Origin of the sequence: Staphylococcus epidermidis, assembly GCF_006742205.1 — a bacterium.
Taxonomy (GTDB): Bacteria; Bacillota; Bacilli; order Staphylococcales; family Staphylococcaceae; genus Staphylococcus; species Staphylococcus epidermidis.
In genome coordinates, this window is sequence record NZ_AP019721.1 from 837,425 (window position 1) to 857,427 (window position 20,003).

Annotated in this window: 15 protein-coding genes, 2 tRNA genes and 3 rRNA genes; 19 read left to right on the top strand and 1 reads right to left on the bottom strand. The window is 35.6% G+C overall.

Going from position 1 to position 20,003, the window contains the following annotated elements; all coding sequences use genetic code 11:
• Positions 1–44 precede the first annotated feature (44 nt).
• From cshA to rrf, 19 genes are all read left to right on the top strand, one after another.
• A complete protein-coding gene (gene cshA / locus FNL83_RS04110; protein WP_002457112.1) occupies positions 45–1,574 on the top strand; it encodes a degradosome RNA helicase CshA in 1,530 nt (509 codons plus the stop codon).
• 249 nt (positions 1,575–1,823) lie between these two features.
• The gene (locus tag FNL83_RS04115) at positions 1,824–2,303 is read left to right on the top strand and encodes a PH domain-containing protein (RefSeq protein ID WP_002457111.1); all 480 of its coding nucleotides are present in this window, start codon (positions 1,824–1,826) and stop codon (positions 2,301–2,303) included.
• Positions 2,296–3,801 carry a PH domain-containing protein gene (locus FNL83_RS04120; protein WP_002457110.1) on the top strand — a complete coding sequence of 502 codons (1,506 nt, stop codon included), beginning with the start codon at positions 2,296–2,298 and terminating at the stop codon, positions 3,799–3,801. Before FNL83_RS04115 ends, FNL83_RS04120 begins: the two co-directional genes overlap by 8 nt.
• The gene (locus FNL83_RS04125) at positions 3,788–4,297 is read left to right on the top strand and encodes a PH domain-containing protein (protein WP_002457109.1); all 510 of its coding nucleotides are present in this window, start codon (positions 3,788–3,790) and stop codon (positions 4,295–4,297) included. The genes FNL83_RS04120 and FNL83_RS04125 overlap by 14 nt, the downstream gene beginning before the upstream one ends.
• Positions 4,298–4,344: 47 nt before the next feature.
• Positions 4,345–4,698, top strand: a complete 354-nt coding sequence (gene acpS, locus FNL83_RS04130) for a holo-ACP synthase (RefSeq protein ID WP_002457108.1) — start codon at positions 4,345–4,347, stop codon at positions 4,696–4,698.
• 66 nt (positions 4,699–4,764) lie between these two features.
• Positions 4,765–5,913 carry an alanine racemase gene (alr, locus tag FNL83_RS04135; RefSeq protein WP_002457107.1) on the top strand — a complete coding sequence of 383 codons (1,149 nt, stop codon included), beginning with the start codon at positions 4,765–4,767 and terminating at the stop codon, positions 5,911–5,913.
• A gap of 86 nt (positions 5,914–5,999) precedes the next feature.
• Positions 6,000–6,170, top strand: coding sequence for a type II toxin-antitoxin system antitoxin MazE (gene mazE / locus FNL83_RS04140; RefSeq protein ID WP_001829931.1), 171 nt, complete (start codon positions 6,000–6,002; stop codon positions 6,168–6,170).
• Positions 6,167–6,529, top strand: coding sequence for a type II toxin-antitoxin system PemK/MazF family toxin (locus FNL83_RS04145; protein ID WP_001829891.1), 363 nt, complete (start codon positions 6,167–6,169; stop codon positions 6,527–6,529). Before mazE ends, FNL83_RS04145 begins: the two co-directional genes overlap by 4 nt.
• Positions 6,530–6,873: 344 nt before the next feature.
• Positions 6,874–7,875 (top strand): PP2C family protein-serine/threonine phosphatase, encoded by a 1,002-nt coding sequence (locus FNL83_RS04150; RefSeq protein ID WP_001829902.1) that lies wholly within the window; start codon positions 6,874–6,876, stop codon positions 7,873–7,875.
• A 99-nt stretch (positions 7,876–7,974) separates the two neighbouring features.
• Positions 7,975–8,301 (top strand): anti-sigma factor antagonist, encoded by a 327-nt coding sequence (locus FNL83_RS04155; RefSeq protein WP_001829952.1) that lies wholly within the window; start codon positions 7,975–7,977, stop codon positions 8,299–8,301.
• 1 nt (position 8,302) lies between these two features.
• On the top strand, positions 8,303–8,782 hold the full coding sequence (gene rsbW, locus FNL83_RS04160; protein ID WP_001829903.1) for an anti-sigma B factor RsbW: 480 nt from the start codon (positions 8,303–8,305) through the stop codon (positions 8,780–8,782).
• On the top strand, positions 8,757–9,527 hold the full coding sequence (gene sigB / locus FNL83_RS04165) for an RNA polymerase sigma factor SigB (RefSeq protein ID WP_002440602.1): 771 nt from the start codon (positions 8,757–8,759) through the stop codon (positions 9,525–9,527). The genes rsbW and sigB overlap by 26 nt, the downstream gene beginning before the upstream one ends.
• Positions 9,528–9,814: 287 nt before the next feature.
• Entirely contained in the window at positions 9,815–11,965 is a 2,151-nt protein-coding gene (locus tag FNL83_RS04170) for a Tex family protein (RefSeq protein WP_001832739.1), read from the top strand.
• A complete protein-coding gene (locus tag FNL83_RS04175; RefSeq protein ID WP_001829897.1) occupies positions 11,958–12,413 on the top strand; it encodes a SprT family protein in 456 nt (151 codons plus the stop codon). Before FNL83_RS04170 ends, FNL83_RS04175 begins: the two co-directional genes overlap by 8 nt.
• A gap of 757 nt (positions 12,414–13,170) precedes the next feature.
• Positions 13,171–13,257, top strand: a tRNA-Leu gene (locus FNL83_RS04185).
• Between the two features lie 22 nt (positions 13,258–13,279).
• A tRNA-Gly gene (locus FNL83_RS04190) sits at positions 13,280–13,353 on the top strand.
• 114 nt (positions 13,354–13,467) lie between these two features.
• A 16S ribosomal RNA gene (locus tag FNL83_RS04195) occupies positions 13,468–15,018 on the top strand.
• A gap of 264 nt (positions 15,019–15,282) precedes the next feature.
• Positions 15,283–18,204, top strand: a 23S ribosomal RNA gene (locus FNL83_RS04200).
• Between the two features lie 70 nt (positions 18,205–18,274).
• Positions 18,275–18,389, top strand: a 5S ribosomal RNA gene (rrf, locus tag FNL83_RS04205).
• The 16S, 23S and 5S rRNA genes sit together here with 2 tRNA genes alongside, the layout of an rRNA operon.
• A gap of 340 nt (positions 18,390–18,729) precedes the next feature.
• On the opposite strand, the gene ilvA is transcribed toward rrf, so the two are convergent.
• Entirely contained in the window at positions 18,730–19,998 is a 1,269-nt protein-coding gene (gene ilvA / locus FNL83_RS04215; protein ID WP_001830018.1) for a threonine ammonia-lyase IlvA, read from the bottom strand.
• Between the last annotated feature and the right edge of the window lie 5 nt (positions 19,999–20,003).

Sequence of the window (20,003 nt, forward strand, 5' to 3'; positions counted from 1 at the left end):
AAAAAAAGCATATTAAGAAATATACACGTAAAAGGAGAATTATTTTGCAAAATTTTAAAGAACTAGGGATTTCGGATAAAACGGTTCAAACACTAGAAGCAATGGGATTTAAAGAACCGACACCTATCCAAAAAGATAGCATCCCTTATGCGTTAGAAGGAGATGACATCCTTGGACAAGCCCAAACTGGTACTGGGAAAACAGGGGCGTTTGGTATACCTTTAATTGAGAAAGTTGTAGGCCAACAGGGTGTTCAATCATTAATTCTTGCGCCAACGAGAGAGCTTGCTATGCAAGTAGCTGAGCAATTAAGAGAGTTCAGTAAAGGTCAAAAAGTACAAGTTGTTACAGTCTTTGGTGGTATGCCTATTGAAAGACAGATTAAAGCATTAAAAAGAGGCCCTCAAATTGTAGTAGGTACGCCGGGAAGAGTTATTGATCATCTTAATCGTCGTACACTTAAAACTCAAGGAATTCACACGCTTATTTTAGATGAAGCAGATGAAATGATGAATATGGGATTCATCGATGATATGAGATTTATTATGGATAAAATTCCAGCTGAACAACGTCAAACTATGCTATTTTCAGCTACGATGCCAAAAGCAATCCAAGAATTGGTACAGCAGTTTATGAAAGCTCCTAAAATAATTAAGACAATGAATAATGAAATGTCAGATCCTCAAATTGATGAATATTATACAATAGTTAAAGAATTAGAGAAATTTGATACATTTACAAACTTTTTAGATGTTCATCAGCCTGAATTGGCGATTGTCTTTGGTCGTACTAAGCGTCGCGTAGATGAATTAACAAGCGCGCTATTATCTAAAGGATACAAAGCAGAAGGTTTACATGGTGATATTACCCAAGCAAAACGTTTAGAAGTATTGAAGAAATTTAAGAACGATCAAATAGATATTTTAGTTGCTACAGATGTGGCTGCACGTGGTCTTGATATTTCTGGTGTGAGTCATGTTTATAATTTTGATATCCCTCAAGATACAGAAAGTTATACTCACCGTATTGGACGTACTGGTCGAGCAGGAAAAGAAGGTATTGCAGTTACTTTTGTAAATCCAATTGAGATGGATTATATTCGACAAATTGAAGATGTCAATAATCGTCGAATGAAAGCATTAAGACCTCCACATCGTAAAGAGGTGCTTAAAGCGCGTGAAGATGATATTAAAGATAGAGTTCAAAACTGGATGTCAAGAGAAAATGAGCCGCGTTTACAAAGAATATCAAGTGAATTACTTAAAGAATATGATAGTACAGAATTAGTAGCCTCTTTACTTCAAGAACTTGTAGAAGCTAATGATGAAGTGGAAGTACAATTAACTTTTGAAAAACCATTAGCACGTAAAAATCGCAGTAGTAAAGGCGGTTCTAGAAGAAGTAATCATAAACGTGGTAATGGTAAGTTTGATAATAAAAATAGACGATCAAAAGGGTCTAAAGGTCAATCAAGCAAAAAGAAAAACCAAAAGAAATTTGACCGTAGAGATAAGCAACAAAAAAGTGGTAATCAATCACTAAAAGGTCGCACATTTGCAGATCATCAAAAATAAATAAATTAACTAGCCTGAGATAATTTTTTGTCTCAGGCATTTTTTATTTATACGAATTAAAAAGTACATATGTATTGAGCATAAAACTTATTATATAGTAGGTGTGACGCGTCGATATGAATTTTTTCATTTTTGCATGTGAATAAATTTTTTAATAAATAATACATTGAAAATATAGGTCGCTGTTATTTTTTAGACTTTATTATCACTATGCTATAATGTGGGTAAATCTTGAAAAGGAGTATATTTATGAAAAATGATAGTACGTTTCATAGAAGCCCAATCCAAGCGCTAAAGTACTATTACATAACTAGTTGCATAGGTTTATTTATTTTGCTTGTTATACTTAGTTTACTTTTGTATTTTAGCTATTTAAATCATTGGTGGCCTTTTACATCCTACATCTTTCTTGGGCTAGGTTTGTTATCTATTTTAAACACTTGTATATCTCCACTAATTAAATATAGATATCATTATTATAAAATTCACGAAGATTTTGTCATATTAAAAAGATTATTTATTTTTAAGAAAGAAGAATTAAGTAAAATAGAGAGAATACAATTTATCGATATTGGAACTAATCCATTATCAAAAAAATTAAATCTTAATTCCATAACTTTATTTACTGCAGGTCATACAATCTCATTTCCAATAATATCTGAGAAAGAAGCACAAAATATTCAACAACAAATACTATTGAGATTGAGAGGTGCAAATGACGATGTATAGTCCGCAAAAGCTACATCCAATTTCTTATATTGATGGCTTGATTAGTGTGATTAAATCAAATTTCATTGTAATTATCATCTTTTTATTTAATATAAAAGATTTTAAATATGATGATTTTTCGTCTTATATTATTCCAGGTATAATGACTTTGATATTTTCTATCGGTTTCATTCATAATATTATTAAGGTTTATAATACACGATATTGGATTGAAGAGGATCATTTTATATTAACTACTGGTGTTTTTAATAAGGAACGAAAAGAACTAAATATTAGTCGCATACAATCTGCAGATACGTCTCAAGGATTGATTAATCAGATTGTTGGCGGCGTTGAACTCATTATTAAAACACCAAGTGATGGCATAGAATTAGGGACAATTTCAAAAAAGCAAAGTGAAGTTATTGAACAAGAATTGCGATCTATTCAAGAACGCATGAATAACCAGGTAAATCAAGAAGCTAAAGAGTTAAATGATGAGAATCATACTCAGACATATCAACAACATGCCAAACCCCAATATGCAATATTTAAAATGCCTTTTAAACAACTATTATTTATGTCTATGACAAGTGGAGCTATAGCACTTGCTTTTGTGACACTATCTCCTATTATTGGCAGTCTCTCAAGTGTTATTCCATGGGATAAATTTGGTGAAGAAATATCTTCTGTATTTAAAACGATATATTTCATTGTCATTTTTATTGTCATACTAGTGTTATTATTAAGTTATATAATCGGAACTATCATGTACTTAATAAAGTTTTATGGATATCAAGTTATTCAAGATAATCATCAACTTAAAATTCAATATGGATTATTTACGAAGAAAAATATCACTGTACCAACTGACCGACTGCAAGGTGTACTTGAACATCAATCTTTTATACGAAAATTATTTGGTTATACATCTATACATTTCTATATTACAAGTGATATAGATACTACTGAAGGGGAACCCACTGATAATGATGGAAGAATTATGATTTTACCGTTTATTCCAAGAAAAGAGGCATATAAAGTGATTAGACCTTTGGTTCCTGAGATGACATTTAATCATGCTAAAATTGGCATGCCTTTAAAAGGATTTCATCGTCACTTTCTAATTCCTTCCATATGTATTATTGGTATAGGCATTATTGGATGGTATATGTGGTCTTTATGGTCTTTAATCATAGCTTTATTACCAATCTTATTATTTTTTGTTTACGCTATACTTTATACACGTTTTAGTGGTTTTGCTTTTAGCGAATCAGAGCTTGTTGTCCAAAAAGCGTCTATATTAAATATTAAGAGATTTTATGTTAAAAAAGAAAAAGTTTTAGGAATGACTATTAGCCAACATCCCTTTCTTGAAAGAAGTCAACTCGCAAATTTTCAATTTGTTATTGCTAAGGGTAGTAGTCAGCAAAACATTGGTTTGAAGTTTAGTGAAGTAGATAATGTTCTTAAACTCAAAAATTGGTACATGAAAGGTGATACTCATGAAGTCTTATAAATATATGCACCAAAATGGTATTAAAGTAATGAGAATTAGTGGTGCTTTTTGGACGTTTTTACTAGTGATAGCATTGTCTATTTTAATATTGCTTAATGAATTAAAATTCCATTTTATTAATACTAAAAATTTAATAATTGGAGCAATAATTTTAACTACAATAGTTTGTATTTTATTTATGATTATAGTGCCTTGGTTTAAGTTTAAACATCTTAGATATTTTTTAGATGATAAAGAAATACATATTAGAGAAGGTATCATTTTTATAGATGTTCACGTCATCCCTTACTTTAGAATACAAAATATAGATATAGTTGAGGGATTTATCATGAGAAAGTTCCAACTCGCTTCGCTGTCATTATCAACTGCTGGGGGAAATTCTGAAATAGCATTGATAGATATTCAAGAAGCACAAAGATTGAAAAAACAAATTAAACAACAAAAATCAATAACGACAAATGTAACTTCATTAGAAAAATTAAACGATGATATATAAAAGACTTGATAAAAGATTATTGGTGATATACTAAAGAGGCGATACAAGTGATTTATGGAATAGGTATAGATTTAATAGAAATTGAACGAATTAAAAATCTTCAGAATCAAACAAAATTTATTGAAAGAATACTTACTATAGAGGAAAGGGACAAATTAAATCAATATACACACGAGCAACGTAGATTAGAATTTTTAGCTGGACGCTTTACAGTGAAAGAAGCATTTAGTAAGGCCTTAGGTACAGGGTTAGGGAAATCAGTATCGTTTCAGGACATTAACTGTTACAACGACGCTCTAGGTAAACCATGTATTGACTATCCTGGTTTTTATACACATGTGAGTATTACACATACGGAGAATTATGCTATGAGTCAAGTTATTCTTGAAAAAAACGAATGAAAATTGGATAGAATTTTTAATCATCAGAAATAAGATGAAGTAAGTAGTTTCAAGGAGGACATATATATGTCAGAGAAGTTTTATAGAGCAACATATTTAAATGTGAATTTAGATGCAATTTTAGCAAATTATCAAAATTTCAATCAATTACACGCTAATAAGACTGTCATTTCAGTTATTAAAGCAAATGGATATGGATTAGGAAGTGTGAAAATAGCACAACATTTAATGCGTCATGGTGCAACATTTTTTGCGGTGGCTACACTTGATGAAGCAATAGAGTTAAGAATGCATGGAGTTGATGCTAAATTATTAGTTTTAGGCGTTGTTCCAACAGAAGACATTGAGAAGGCTATACAGCATCGTGTTGCATTAACAGTACCTTCTAAAGCATGGTTGAAGGAAACTATCAAGCAAATTCCTGATGATAACCAAAAAAATTTATGGCTACATGTAAAATTAGATACTGGTATGGGCCGAATTGGAATGAAAGATATAGATGAATATAAAGAAGTGGTTGATTTAATTAATAAAAGAGATCATTTAGTTTTTGAAGGGGTTTTCACACATTTTGCGAGTGCTGATGAACCTGGAAGTTCTATGAATGAACAATATACTTTGTTCAAAGAGATGGTTAATCAAGTTGAGAAACCAATTTATATTCATTGTCAAAATTCTGCTGGATCACTACTCATGGATGGTCAATTTTGTAATGCAATAAGATTAGGAATCTCTCTTTATGGATACTATCCTTCAGAATATGTTAAAGATAATGTGAAAGTTCATTTAAGACCGAGTGCGCAGTTAGTATCAGAAACCGTTCAAGTCAAAACGCTTAAAGTTGGGGAAACTGTTAGTTATGGACGTACATTTATTGCTGATGAAGAAATGACAATTGCAATTTTACCTATTGGGTATGCCGACGGATATTTAAGATCGATGCAAGGTGCATTCGTCAATGTTAACGGGAGTCAATGTGAAGTCATTGGACGCATTTGTATGGACCAAATGATAGTTAAGGTTCCTTCTCATGTAAAAACGGGTGAAAAAGTAATACTTATGGATAATCACGTTGATTCACCACAATCAGCTGAAGCCGTAGCAAATAAACAAGGTACAATTAACTACGAAGTATTATGTAATTTATCAAGACGTCTTCCAAGAATATATTATTATGATAATAATGAAGAGGTTACTAACGAATTGTTAAAATAGTATAGTCACTGATTAGGAAATTTGTTATTATAAAACTAAATTGATGCTAATATAACAACTTTTGGAATCAGATGGAGGTTCTTTTCATGTTATCTTTTAATCAAAATAGAAACCACAGTCTTGAACAATCTTTAAAAGAAGGTTATGCACAAATGGCCGATTTAAACCTCTCCCTAGCAACAGAAGCTTTCCCGATAGAGTGTGAAGCTTGTGATTGCAATGAATCACATTTAATATCTAATTCAAAGAATGAATGATTAGAAGAGGAGATGTTTATTTAGCGGATTTATCACCAGTTCAAGGGTCTGAACAAGGGGGAGTAAGACCTGTAGTTATCATTCAAAATGATACTGGTAATAAATATAGTCCAACTGTAATTGTAGCTGCGATTACTGGTAGGATTAATAAAGCGAAAATACCAACCCACGTAGAAATTGAAAAGAAAAAGTATAAATTAGACAAAGATTCAGTTATTCTTCTTGAACAAATTAGAACACTAGATAAAAAGCGTTTAAAAGAAAAATTAACATTTTTATCAGAGAGTAAAATGATAGAGGTTGATAATGCCTTAGATATTAGTTTGGGATTAAATAACTTTGATCATCATAAATCTTAAATAATTATATGCAGTAAACATAAAAAAATATTGAAATAAAAGGCAATAACTTTATAATAATTAAGTGTTTAAGTAATATTAGGATATTTAAACACTTATATAGTTGTCGATATGTCTATTTATATTTGATTTAAGACGTATCACTATAGTTATTATGAAAATGTATTTATTATAAAAGGATGTCTTGAGTTTTTAAGGCTTTAGGTTATCCATTCCTAAAGTCTTTTTTAGCTATCAACAAAGTTTTAACACCAAAAATTATGCTATTCGCAGAAAGTAAATAAAGGTTTCATATTGTTATAAAAATGATGGGATATTGAAGTGGAAGTAAGGAGGCGCATTTCGTGGAAGAATTCACAAAAAGTTATAAAGCCCTTGTTAAAGAAAGTTTAATAACTAACAATAAAACATTATTAATTAAGAAATGTGAAGCATTCACAAATGAAGTTATAAAGAAAGATGTTTTACCTGAAGATATAGTTGAGATACATAAAGATTATATTAATACATTAGATTTAACTGAAGAAGATATTTTAGAAACGCTCGATGTGTTACAAGAAGTCGTTAAAGGATTTGGATATAGTTACCGAGATTACCAAAGACTTGTTAATAAGCTTCAAGTCCACGATAAAGAAATGGATTTAGCCTCAAGACTTCAACAAACTATGCTGAAAGCTGATATTCCACAATTTGATAGCATTCAAATAGGAGTGATATCTGTTGCTGCACAAAAAGTAAGTGGTGATTATTTTAATCTTATTGATCATAAAGATGGCACAATGAGTTTTGCTGTGGCAGACGTTATAGGTTCAGGTATTCCAGCAGCTTTAGCTATGAGTATGATAAAATTTGGCATGGATGCTTATGGACATTCACAACTACCTAGTGATGGTTTGAAGCGTTTGAACCGTGTTGTTGAAAAGAACGTTAACCAAAATATGTTTGTCACAATGTTTTATGGACTGTATGAAGAGATGAATCATCTTCTTTACTGTAGCTCAGCTGGGCATGAACCTGGCTATATATATCGCGCAGAAACTGAAGCGTTTGAGGAAATTGGTGTGCGAGGAAGAGTTCTAGGTGTGAGTCCCAAAACACGTTATAGCCAACAGGAAATCCCTATTTACCTTGATGATTTAATCATAATTTTTACTGATGGTGTTACAGAGGCACGAGATGTAGAGGGTAATTTTATTGATAAAGATAAGTTGTTAGACTTAATTCAAAAATATAAGCATATGCATCCACAGGATATAGTTCAAATTATTTACGAAGCGATTTTAAAATTACAAAATCCTGCGAGAAAAGATGATATGACTATTTTAATTATAAAAAGAGTAAACTAATTTATAAAATATAGATTAAAGTTAATTCATGTAGGGTATAGGTGATTTTGAGTACATATGTAGGATAAACACATTTGATAAAAACTAGGAGTGTATTAAATGAATCTAAATATTGAAACAATAACTCATGATGATTTTTATGAGGTTAAAGTTGGTGGAGAATTGGACGTATATACTGTACCTGAATTAGAAGAGGTACTAGTACCAATGAGACAAGAAGGCACACATGATGTTCACGTTAACTTAGCTAATGTGAGCTATATGGATTCAACAGGCCTCGGTTTATTCGTAGGCACGCTAAAAGCATTAAATCAAAATGATAAAAATCTCTATATCTTAGGTGTTTCAGAGCGGATAGGTAGATTGTTTGATATTACAGGTTTAAAAGATTTAATGCATGTTAATGAAGGAACGGAGGTAGAATAACATGCAATCTACACAAGATTATATTGAAATGCGGTTGCCAGCTTCTGCAGAATACGTAAGTTTAATACGTTTGACGCTTTCAGGGGTATTTTCAAGAGCTGGCGCATCTTACGATGATATAGAGGATTCTAAAATAGCAGTGAGTGAAGCGGTGACAAATGCGGTTAAACATGCATATAAAAAAAATTCTGAAATAGGCATGATTAATCTTTGTTTTGAAATATTTGATGATAGAATTAAAATCGTTATTTCAGACCAAGGTGAAAGTTTTGATTATGAAGCCACAAAATCACATTTAGGTCCATATAATGATAATGAAAATATTGATTTTCTACGTGAAGGTGGTCTAGGATTATTTTTAATTGAGTCTTTAATGGATGAAGTTACTGTTTATAAAGAATCTGGTGTAACAATCAGTATGATTAAGTATATAAAAAAAGAGCAGGTGCGAAATAATGGCGAAAGAGTCGAAATCAGCTAGTGAAGTATCACCTGAACAAATTAACCAATGGATTAAACAACATCAAGAAAACGAAGATAGCCAAGCTCAAGATAAATTAGTAAAACATTATCGTAAGCTGATTGAATCTTTAGCTTATAGGTACTCTAAGGGACAATCACATCATGAAGATTTAGTTCAAGTTGGTATGGTTGGTCTAATAGGTGCTATTAATAGATTTGATTTATCATTTGATCGTAAGTTTGAAGCCTTCTTAGTACCAACAGTTATTGGTGAGATTAAAAGATATTTACGAGATAAAACATGGAGTGTTCATGTACCTAGACGTATTAAAGAAATTGGTCCAAGAATCAAAAAAGTTAGTGATGAATTAACAAATGAACTTGAACGTTCACCATCTATTAGTGAAATCGCACAACGCTTAGAAGTTTCAGATGAAGAAGTTTTGGAAGCGATGGAGATGGGGCAGAGTTACAATGCCCTGAGTGTGGATCACTCTATAGAAGCAGATAAAGATGGTTCGACAGTTACATTATTAGATATTATGGGACAACAAGATGATAATTATGATTTAACGGAAAAACGTATGATATTAGAACGTATTTTACCTATTTTGTCAGAGAGAGAAAGACAAATCATACAATGTACTTTTATTGAAGGTCTTAGCCAAAAAGAGACTGGTGAAAGAATTGGTCTTAGTCAAATGCATGTTTCACGTTTGCAACGTACCGCAATAAAAAAATTACAAGAAGCTGCAAGACAGTAAACGAGTTGTTAACAGATTTGGCAATTAAATCCGTTATAATAGCCTGGGATGAATTAAAATAAGTTCATTTCAGGTTTTCTTATATTTATATTTGCATGATTTAATAAATTTAAAATTAGTATTAGTTATATGAAATATTGGATACTATTAGAATGAATTTTATCAATCTGAATTATATCTCTATTTTTACTAGGTACTCTGATTGAAATGAATCGCTAGAAAATCAATTTAATTATTATGTTAAGATAAATAAGTAATTTTAAAGAAAAGCGTGGTAGAAAAGACAAATGGATAACAGTTTAATTGAAACAATTGTAAGTAAATATCAATTTTCGGAAAAACAAATTAAAGCAGTTTTAAAATTGCTGAAAGAAAACAATACGGTTCCATTTATAGCAAGATATCGTAAAGAAGCTACAGGTGGACTTGATGAAGTAGAAATTAAACAAATCAATGATGAATATAACTATATGTTAAATCTTCAAAAACGTAAAGAAGAAGTAATACATAATATTGATCAACAGGGTCTATTAACTTCTGATTTAAAGCAAGACATATTAACACAGACGAAGCTACAAAGAGTTGAAGATTTATATCGTCCATATAAACAAAAAAAGAAAACACGTGCAACTGAGGCTAAAAGAAAAGGATTAGAAGATTTAGCAGATTGGTTTTCACAATCAAAATTGGATACAAAAATTGAAGATAAAGCTCAATTATTCTTAAATGATGAAGTGACTACAATTGAAGATGCGATAGAAGGGGCTAAAGATATTATAGCTGAACGTATTTCGGATAATCCTCAATATCGCTCTAAAATACTTAAAGATGTTTTTAATCAGGGACTAATTGTTTCCTCGAAAAAGAAAAAAGCCGAAGATGAGAAACAAACATTTTCTATGTACTATGATTACAAGGAACCAATTAAACGTATTGCTAATCATCGTGTTTTAGCGATGAATCGAGGAGAAAAAGAAAAAGTATTATCAATAAAAATTGATTTTGACACGACACGTATTCAAAGAGAAATAGCAAATGTTGAGATAAAAACTCAAAATGAAGCAACTCCGTTTATTAAAGAGGCTATTCAGGATAGCCTTAAGCGATTAATTCTTCCTTCAATAGAAAGAGAAATTAGAGGAGATTTAACACAAAATGCAGAATCTCATGCAATAGATGTATTCAGTGAAAATCTTAGAAATTTATTACTACAACCACCAATGAAAGGTAAACAAATTCTTGGAGTAGATCCAGCATTTAGAACAGGGTGCAAACTTGCTGTCGTCAATCCATTTGGTACCTTTATTGCTAAAGGTGTTATTTATCCTCATCCTCCAATATCAAAAGTTGAGGCAGCCGAAAAAGAGCTGGTAAAGATGATAAGTGACTATAATATTGAGCTTTTAGCGATTGGTAACGGTACTGCGAGTAGAGAAACTGAACAATTTGTTGCTCAAGTAATAAAAAAATATCAACTTCAAGCTCAATTTATCATAGTCAATGAAGCTGGCGCATCAGTTTATTCAGCATCAGAAATTGCTAGACAAGAATTTCCAGATTTTCAAGTAGAAGAACGAAGTGCAGTTTCAATTGGTAGAAGAGTTCAGGATCCTTTAAGCGAACTTGTTAAAATAGATCCTAAATCTATAGGAGTAGGACAGTACCAACATGATGTCAACCAAAAAGATTTAAGTAGTGCCTTAACGTTTGTAGTAGAGACTGCCGTCAATCAAGTTGGTGTGGATGTGAATACTGCTTCTAAATCCTTGTTACAATATGTATCAGGTCTTACATCAACTATCGCTCAAAATATTATTGATTATAAGGAAGAAAACGGACCTATAAAACATCATAAAGAAATAAGTAGAATTAAACGATTAGGTGCAAAAACATTTGAGCAAAGTATTGGTTTTTTAAGAATTGTTGATGGTGAAGAACCTTTAGATAATACTGCAATACACCCTGAAAGTTACGATGTTGCATATCGCATGCTTCATCAATTAGATTTAACTGCACAAGATATAGGTTCCGTTAAACTCAAAAACACGTTATCAAATGTTAATATTTCAACACTTGTATCTCAATTAAATATTGGTGAACCTACATTAAAAGATATAATACAATCATTGATTGCACCTAATAGAGATCCAAGAGATGAATTTGAAACACCTATTTTGAAGTCCGATGTATTATCGATTGAAGATTTATCTAAAGGCATGAAGTTGAATGGTACAGTAAGAAATGTTGTTGACTTTGGAGCATTTGTAGATATCGGTGTTAAACAAGACGGACTAGTACACATATCAAAATTATCTAAGAAATTCGTTAAAAATCCAATGGATATGATAAGTGTAGGAGATATTGTAGAAGTTTGGATTTTAGATATAGATGAAAATAAAGGCAAAGTTTCATTGACTATGGTTGCCCCAAATGAATAATTTAGCATTACAAAGCCTTACCGAAAGTATAGCGATAAAGTATTTTGGCAAAGCTTTTAAGCACGAGGTATATTATAATAAACGTTTACGTACCACTGGCGGTAGATATATATTAAGTAGTCATAATATAGAAATAAATCCAAAACAGTATGAAATGTTTGGAGAAAAAGCAGTCATTGATATCATAAAACATGAACTGTGTCATTATTTTCTTCATTTAGCTGGTGAAGGATATCAACATCGTGATAAAGCATTCAAGAGTTTGAGCGCCAAAGTAGGAGCACCTAGGTTTTGTACTCCGACAGAATCTTATCAAGATAGAGCTAATTATAAATATAGGTGCATCTATTGTGAACAAGAATTTATTCGTATAAAGCGTGTGAATCTTGAAAAAATGCGTTGTGGACGATGTGGAGGTATTTTAAAACTTCTTCAAACAAGAAAGTGAAAGAATTTAAATCATCATTTTGTTTTGAAAATGAATTGTTAAAATTAATAAAAGAGTACTTGTACTAATCATATATAAATTTAACCTGAGTCATTTATAATGTCTCAGGTTTTTCTATGATATGTCTTGAAGATATATATATAAATAGCTGAGTAAGGGCAAATAATTATTAAAATAAGATGTAAAAGATAAGTAATTTTATTTTGAATCAATGAGAAACCATTAAATTATCTTACAGTTTTTGATTTAATACTGAAAATTGAAATGTTAATAATCACAAAATTATATGTTTGATGATTATTGTCTTATGAATTTTATCATTAGGCGTCTTATTAATTGTAAAGTAATAATCGATGACTTGAATATGGTGATGTAACTTTTTTATATTATTATTCTCCATATAAAGGTAATTTTAGTTATCCTTGACTTACGCTATGGTAGTAAAATAATTAAAAAGAACATATTTGTATTTTTTAATTGAAGTTTAAGATAATATTGTAGAATGATTTACGATGTAATGCTATATAATTTGACTTGTGTATAATGTTACAAACAAAATTTAAATTATACTTGTAAAAGCATTGACAATGTAATTGTTGTGATATATCATAGTTATCGTTGTCTTAATAAGAGGTCTTAATATTAAGTACTAATTAATTTTATTAATATAAAGTTAAATTATTATTGACAAAACGTAACAAAGCATTTACAATAGTTAATGTTATCGATAATTAAATTCTAATTATGCGTTTTGCCAGCGGTCGTGGCGGAATGGCAGACGCGCTAGGTTGAGGGCCTAGTGGGAGTTAATCCCGTGGAGGTTCAAGTCCTCTCGGCCGCACCAAATTGAATTTTTATATCTACATGCGGGTGTAGTTTAATGGCAAAACCTCAGCCTTCCAAGCTGATGTTGTGGGTTCGATTCCCATCACCCGCTCCATTTTAAATATGAACATTGAAAACTGAATGACAATATGTCAACATTAATTCCAATAAACAGTAACGAAACGTTACAAACTATTTAGTATTTATGAGCTAATCAAACATCATAATTTTTATGGAGAGTTTGATCCTGGCTCAGGATGAACGCTGGCGGCGTGCCTAATACATGCAAGTCGAGCGAACAGACGAGGAGCTTGCTCCTCTGACGTTAGCGGCGGACGGGTGAGTAACACGTGGATAACCTACCTATAAGACTGGGATAACTTCGGGAAACCGGAGCTAATACCGGATAATATATTGAACCGCATGGTTCAATAGTGAAAGACGGTTTTGCTGTCACTTATAGATGGATCCGCGCCGCATTAGCTAGTTGGTAAGGTAACGGCTTACCAAGGCAACGATGCGTAGCCGACCTGAGAGGGTGATCGGCCACACTGGAACTGAGACACGGTCCAGACTCCTACGGGAGGCAGCAGTAGGGAATCTTCCGCAATGGGCGAAAGCCTGACGGAGCAACGCCGCGTGAGTGATGAAGGTCTTCGGATCGTAAAACTCTGTTATTAGGGAAGAACAAATGTGTAAGTAACTATGCACGTCTTGACGGTACCTAATCAGAAAGCCACGGCTAACTACGTGCCAGCAGCCGCGGTAATACGTAGGTGGCAAGCGTTATCCGGAATTATTGGGCGTAAAGCGCGCGTAGGCGGTTTTTTAAGTCTGATGTGAAAGCCCACGGCTCAACCGTGGAGGGTCATTGGAAACTGGAAAACTTGAGTGCAGAAGAGGAAAGTGGAATTCCATGTGTAGCGGTGAAATGCGCAGAGATATGGAGGAACACCAGTGGCGAAGGCGACTTTCTGGTCTGTAACTGACGCTGATGTGCGAAAGCGTGGGGATCAAACAGGATTAGATACCCTGGTAGTCCACGCCGTAAACGATGAGTGCTAAGTGTTAGGGGGTTTCCGCCCCTTAGTGCTGCAGCTAACGCATTAAGCACTCCGCCTGGGGAGTACGACCGCAAGGTTGAAACTCAAAGGAATTGACGGGGACCCGCACAAGCGGTGGAGCATGTGGTTTAATTCGAAGCAACGCGAAGAACCTTACCAAATCTTGACATCCTCTGACCCCTCTAGAGATAGAGTTTTCCCCTTCGGGGGACAGAGTGACAGGTGGTGCATGGTTGTCGTCAGCTCGTGTCGTGAGATGTTGGGTTAAGTCCCGCAACGAGCGCAACCCTTAAGCTTAGTTGCCATCATTAAGTTGGGCACTCTAAGTTGACTGCCGGTGACAAACCGGAGGAAGGTGGGGATGACGTCAAATCATCATGCCCCTTATGATTTGGGCTACACACGTGCTACAATGGACAATACAAAGGGTAGCGAAACCGCGAGGTCAAGCAAATCCCATAAAGTTGTTCTCAGTTCGGATTGTAGTCTGCAACTCGACTATATGAAGCTGGAATCGCTAGTAATCGTAGATCAGCATGCTACGGTGAATACGTTCCCGGGTCTTGTACACACCGCCCGTCACACCACGAGAGTTTGTAACACCCGAAGCCGGTGGAGTAACCATTTGGAGCTAGCCGTCGAAGGTGGGACAAATGATTGGGGTGAAGTCGTAACAAGGTAGCCGTATCGGAAGGTGCGGCTGGATCACCTCCTTTCTAAGGATATATTCGGAACATCTTCTACGAAGATGAGGGAATAACGTGACATATTGTATTCAGTTTTGAATGTTTATTAACATTCTTTGTACATTGAAAACTAGATAAGTAAGTAAGATTTTACCAAGCAAAACCGAGTGAATAGAGTTTTAAATAAGCTTGAATTCATAAATAATCGCTAGTGTTCGAAAGAACACTCACAAGATTAATAACTAGTTTTAGCTATTTATTTTGAATAACAATTCAAAATATGGTGGAAACATAGATTAAGTTATTAAGGGCGCACGGTGGATGCCTTGGCACTAGAAGCCGATGAAGGACGTTACTAACGACGATATGCTTTGGGTAGCTGTAAGTAAGCGTTGATCCAGAGATTTCCGAATGGGGGAACCCAGCATGAGTTATGTCATGTTATCGACATGTGAATTTATAGCATGTCAGAAGGCAGACCCGGAGAACTGAAACATCTTAGTACCCGGAGGAAGAGAAAGAAAAATCGATTCCCTGAGTAGCGGCGAGCGAAACGGGAAGAGCCCAAACCAACAAGCTTGCTTGTTGGGGTTGTAGGACACTCTATACGGAGTTACAAAAGAACATGTTAGACGAATCATCTGGAAAGATGAATCAAAGAAGGTAATAATCCTGTAGTCGAAAACATATTCTCTCTTGAGTGGATCCTGAGTACGACGGAGCACGTGAAATTCCGTCGGAATCTGGGAGGACCATCTCCTAAGGCTAAATACTCTCTAGTGACCGATAGTGAACCAGTACCGTGAGGGAAAGGTGAAAAGTACCCCGGAAGGGGAGTGAAAGAGAACTTGAAACCGTGTGCTTACAAGTAGTCAGAGCCCGTTAATGGGTGATGGCGTGCCTTTTGTAGAATGAACCGGCGAGTTACGATCTGATGCAAGGTTAAGCAGCAAATGTGGAGCCGCAGCGAAAGCGAGTCTGAATAGGGCGTTGAGTATTTGGTCGTAGACCCGAAACCAGGTGATCTACCCTTGGTCAGGTTGAAGTTCAGGTAACACTGAATGGAGGACCGAACCGACTTACGTTGAAAAGTGAGCGGATGAACTGAGGGTAGCGGAGAAATTCCAATCGAACTTGGAGATAGCTGGTTCTCTCCGAAATAGCTTTAGGGCTAGCCTCAAGTGATGATTATTGGAGGTAGAGCACTGTTTGGACGAGGGGCCCCTCTCGGGTTACCGAATTCAGACAAACTCCGAATGCCAATTAATTTAACTTGGGAGTCAGAACATGGGTGATAAGGTCCGTGTTCGAAAGGGAAACAGCCCAGACCACCAGCTAAGGTCCCAAAATATATGTTAAGTGGAAAAGGATGTGGCGTTGCCCAGACAACTAGGATGTTGGCTTAGAAGCAGCCATCATTTAAAGAGTGCGTAATAGCTCACTAGTCGAGTGACACTGCGCCGAAAATGTACCGGGGCTAAACATATTACCGAAGCTGTGGATTGTCCTTTGGACAATGGTAGGAGAGCGTTCTAAGGGCGTCGAAGCATGATCGCAAGGACATGTGGAGCGCTTAGAAGTGAGAATGCCGGTGTGAGTAGCGAAAGACGGGTGAGAATCCCGTCCACCGATTGACTAAGGTTTCCAGAGGAAGGCTCGTCCGCTCTGGGTTAGTCGGGTCCTAAGCTGAGGCCGACAGGCGTAGGCGATGGATAACAGGTTGATATTCCTGTACCACCTAGTATCGTTTTAATCGATGGGGGGACGCAGTAGGATAGGCGAAGCGTGCTGTTGGAGTGCACGTCCAAGCAGTAAGGCTGAGTGTTAGGCAAATCCGGCACTCATAAGGCTGAGCTGTGATGGGGAGAGGAAATTGTTTCCTCGAGTCGTTGATTTCACACTGCCGAGAAAAGCCTCTAGATAGATAACAGGTGCCCGTACCGCAAACCGACACAGGTAGTCAAGATGAGAATTCTAAGGTGAGCGAGCGAACTCTCGTTAAGGAACTCGGCAAAATGACCCCGTAACTTCGGGAGAAGGGGTGCTCTTTAGGGTTCACGCCCAGAAGAGCCGCAGTGAATAGGCCCAAGCGACTGTTTATCAAAAACACAGGTCTCTGCTAAACCGTAAGGTGATGTATAGGGGCTGACGCCTGCCCGGTGCTGGAAGGTTAAGAGGAGTGGTTAGCTTCTGCGAAGCTACGAATCGAAGCCCCAGTAAACGGCGGCCGTAACTATAACGGTCCTAAGGTAGCGAAATTCCTTGTCGGGTAAGTTCCGACCCGCACGAAAGGCGTAACGATTTGGGCACTGTCTCAACGAGAGACTCGGTGAAATCATAGTACCTGTGAAGATGCAGGTTACCCGCGACAGGACGGAAAGACCCCGTGGAGCTTTACTGTAGCCTGATATTGAAATTCGGCACAGCTTGTACAGGATAGGTAGGAGCCTTTGAAACGTGAGCGCTAGCTTACGTGGAGGCGTTGGTGGGATACTACCCTAGCTGTGTTGGCTTTCTAACCCGCACCACTTATCGTGGTGGGAGACAGTGTCAGGCGGGCAGTTTGACTGGGGCGGTCGCCTCCTAAAAGGTAACGGAGGCGCTCAAAGGTTCCCTCAGAATGGTTGGAAATCATTCATAGAGTGTAAAGGCATAAGGGAGCTTGACTGCGAGACCTACAAGTCGAGCAGGGTCGAAAGACGGACTTAGTGATCCGGTGGTTCCGCATGGAAGGGCCATCGCTCAACGGATAAAAGCTACCCCGGGGATAACAGGCTTATCTCCCCCAAGAGTTCACATCGACGGGGAGGTTTGGCACCTCGATGTCGGCTCATCGCATCCTGGGGCTGTAGTCGGTCCCAAGGGTTGGGCTGTTCGCCCATTAAAGCGGTACGCGAGCTGGGTTCAGAACGTCGTGAGACAGTTCGGTCCCTATCCGTCGTGGGCGTAGGAAATTTGAGAGGAGCTGTCCTTAGTACGAGAGGACCGGGATGGACATACCTCTGGTGTACCAGTTGTCGTGCCAACGGCATAGCTGGGTAGCTATGTATGGACGGGATAAGTGCTGAAAGCATCTAAGCATGAAGCCCCCCTCAAGATGAGATTTCCCAACTTCGGTTATAAGATCCCTCGAAGATGACGAGGTTAATAGGTTCGAGGTGGAAGCGTGGTGACACGTGGAGCTGACGAATACTAATCGATCGAAGACTTAATCAATTTTTAAAAAACGTTTTGCGACGCAAAATCTTACTTACTATCTAGTTTTGAATGTATAATCATTCATTTGTCTGGTGACAATGGCAAGGAGGTCACACCTGTTCCCATGCCGAACACAGAAGTTAAGCTCCTTAGCGCCGATGGTAGTCGGACTGACGTTCCGCTAGAGTAGGACGTTGCCAGGCAAATATCGTATGGATGCGATGAGCCTAATCGAGACCGAAAGGTCTCTTTTTTTATACAAAATTAGTTTTAAAAAAGAAAGTGTTTGATATGAAAAAGTAAACATATCGAGGAATAGAAAGCGCTTGTAACTTATGAATTTGGGAGCGAGAGTAATGAAATTAGTCGAGCTACAAGGTTCAACAAGAGACGAAAATGAAACACAAGAGGGCGAGCGCTTATCTCAAGTGAAGAAAGTTTCTTAGCCGAGGGAACAAACTGACATTCTAAAATAAGATACTAAAATGAAGACGACGAATTAATAATATATTCGTCGTCTTCGGATTTGGTTATAAAATTAACTTAAATAAGTAATGAATATAACATTTTATTTTCATTGATATAAATATTAGAAGGATCAAATTGACATACGCGATCTTTTAACTGAATGAGATCATCATGATGTTTCAGCTGTATACCTATAATAACAGTTCCAGTGTTTTGTGATGTTTTCTTTAAATATTCAAATTTTGTAATATCGTCTTGAGGTCCGAGGACATCATTGACAAATTCTCTTAAAGCACCAGGTCTTTGTGGGAAATTTAAAATAAAGTAATGTTTCATTTCTTCAAATAGAAGGGAACGCTCCTCAATTTCTTTCATTCGATTAATATCATTGTTGCCTCCACTTACTATGCATACAATAGTTTTATTTTCAATCTGCTTTTTATATTGTTCTAAGGCACTTACACTTAAAGCACCAGCTGGTTCAGCAACAATCGCTTGTTTAGAGTACATATCCAGAATTGTGGAGCAAACAGCTCCTTCGTCAACTTGAACATAATCATCCACTTTATCTTTCGCAATATCAAAGGTAATATCACCAACTCTTGCTACTGAAGCTCCATCAACAAACTTATCAATATTTTCTAAAGTAACTATACTATGGTTGATAACGACTGATTGATACATACTACTGGCACCGGTTGGTTCAACACCAATAATTTTAGTATGGGGGGAATGTGCTTTAAAATATGTGCTCACTCCTGAAATAAGACCGCCACCACCTATAGCAGCAAATACATAATCAAATGTTTTATCCTCTTTTTCAGCTTGATTTAATATTTCCTTAGCTAAAGTGCCTTGTCCTGCAATAGTATATACATTATTAAATGGGTCAATAAAATTCATTTTATGTTGCTTCGTATAGTTTAAAGCTTGTGCTAAGCAGTGATCAAATGTATCGCCAATTAATACTATTTCTACGTTACTATCCCCGAAGAATTTGACTTGATTGATTTTTTGTCGTGGTGTAGTTACTGGCATGAAAATAACAGCTTTTAAATTGAGTTTTTTGGCAGTATAAGCAACACCTTGAGCATGATTTCCAGCACTTGCGCAAGTAATACCTTTATTTTTTTCTTCATTGGATAATACTGAAATAGCATTATAAGCTCCTCTTAATTTAAAGGATCGTACCCACTGTAAATCTTCTCTTTTTAAATAAACATTACAATTATATTTTTGAGATAAGTAATGGTCGAATTGTAAGGGAGTTTCTTTTACTATATTTTTTAGACGTAAATATGCTTCATCTATATCTTTTGTCGAAACTTTAGTTCTTACTGTCACTGTCA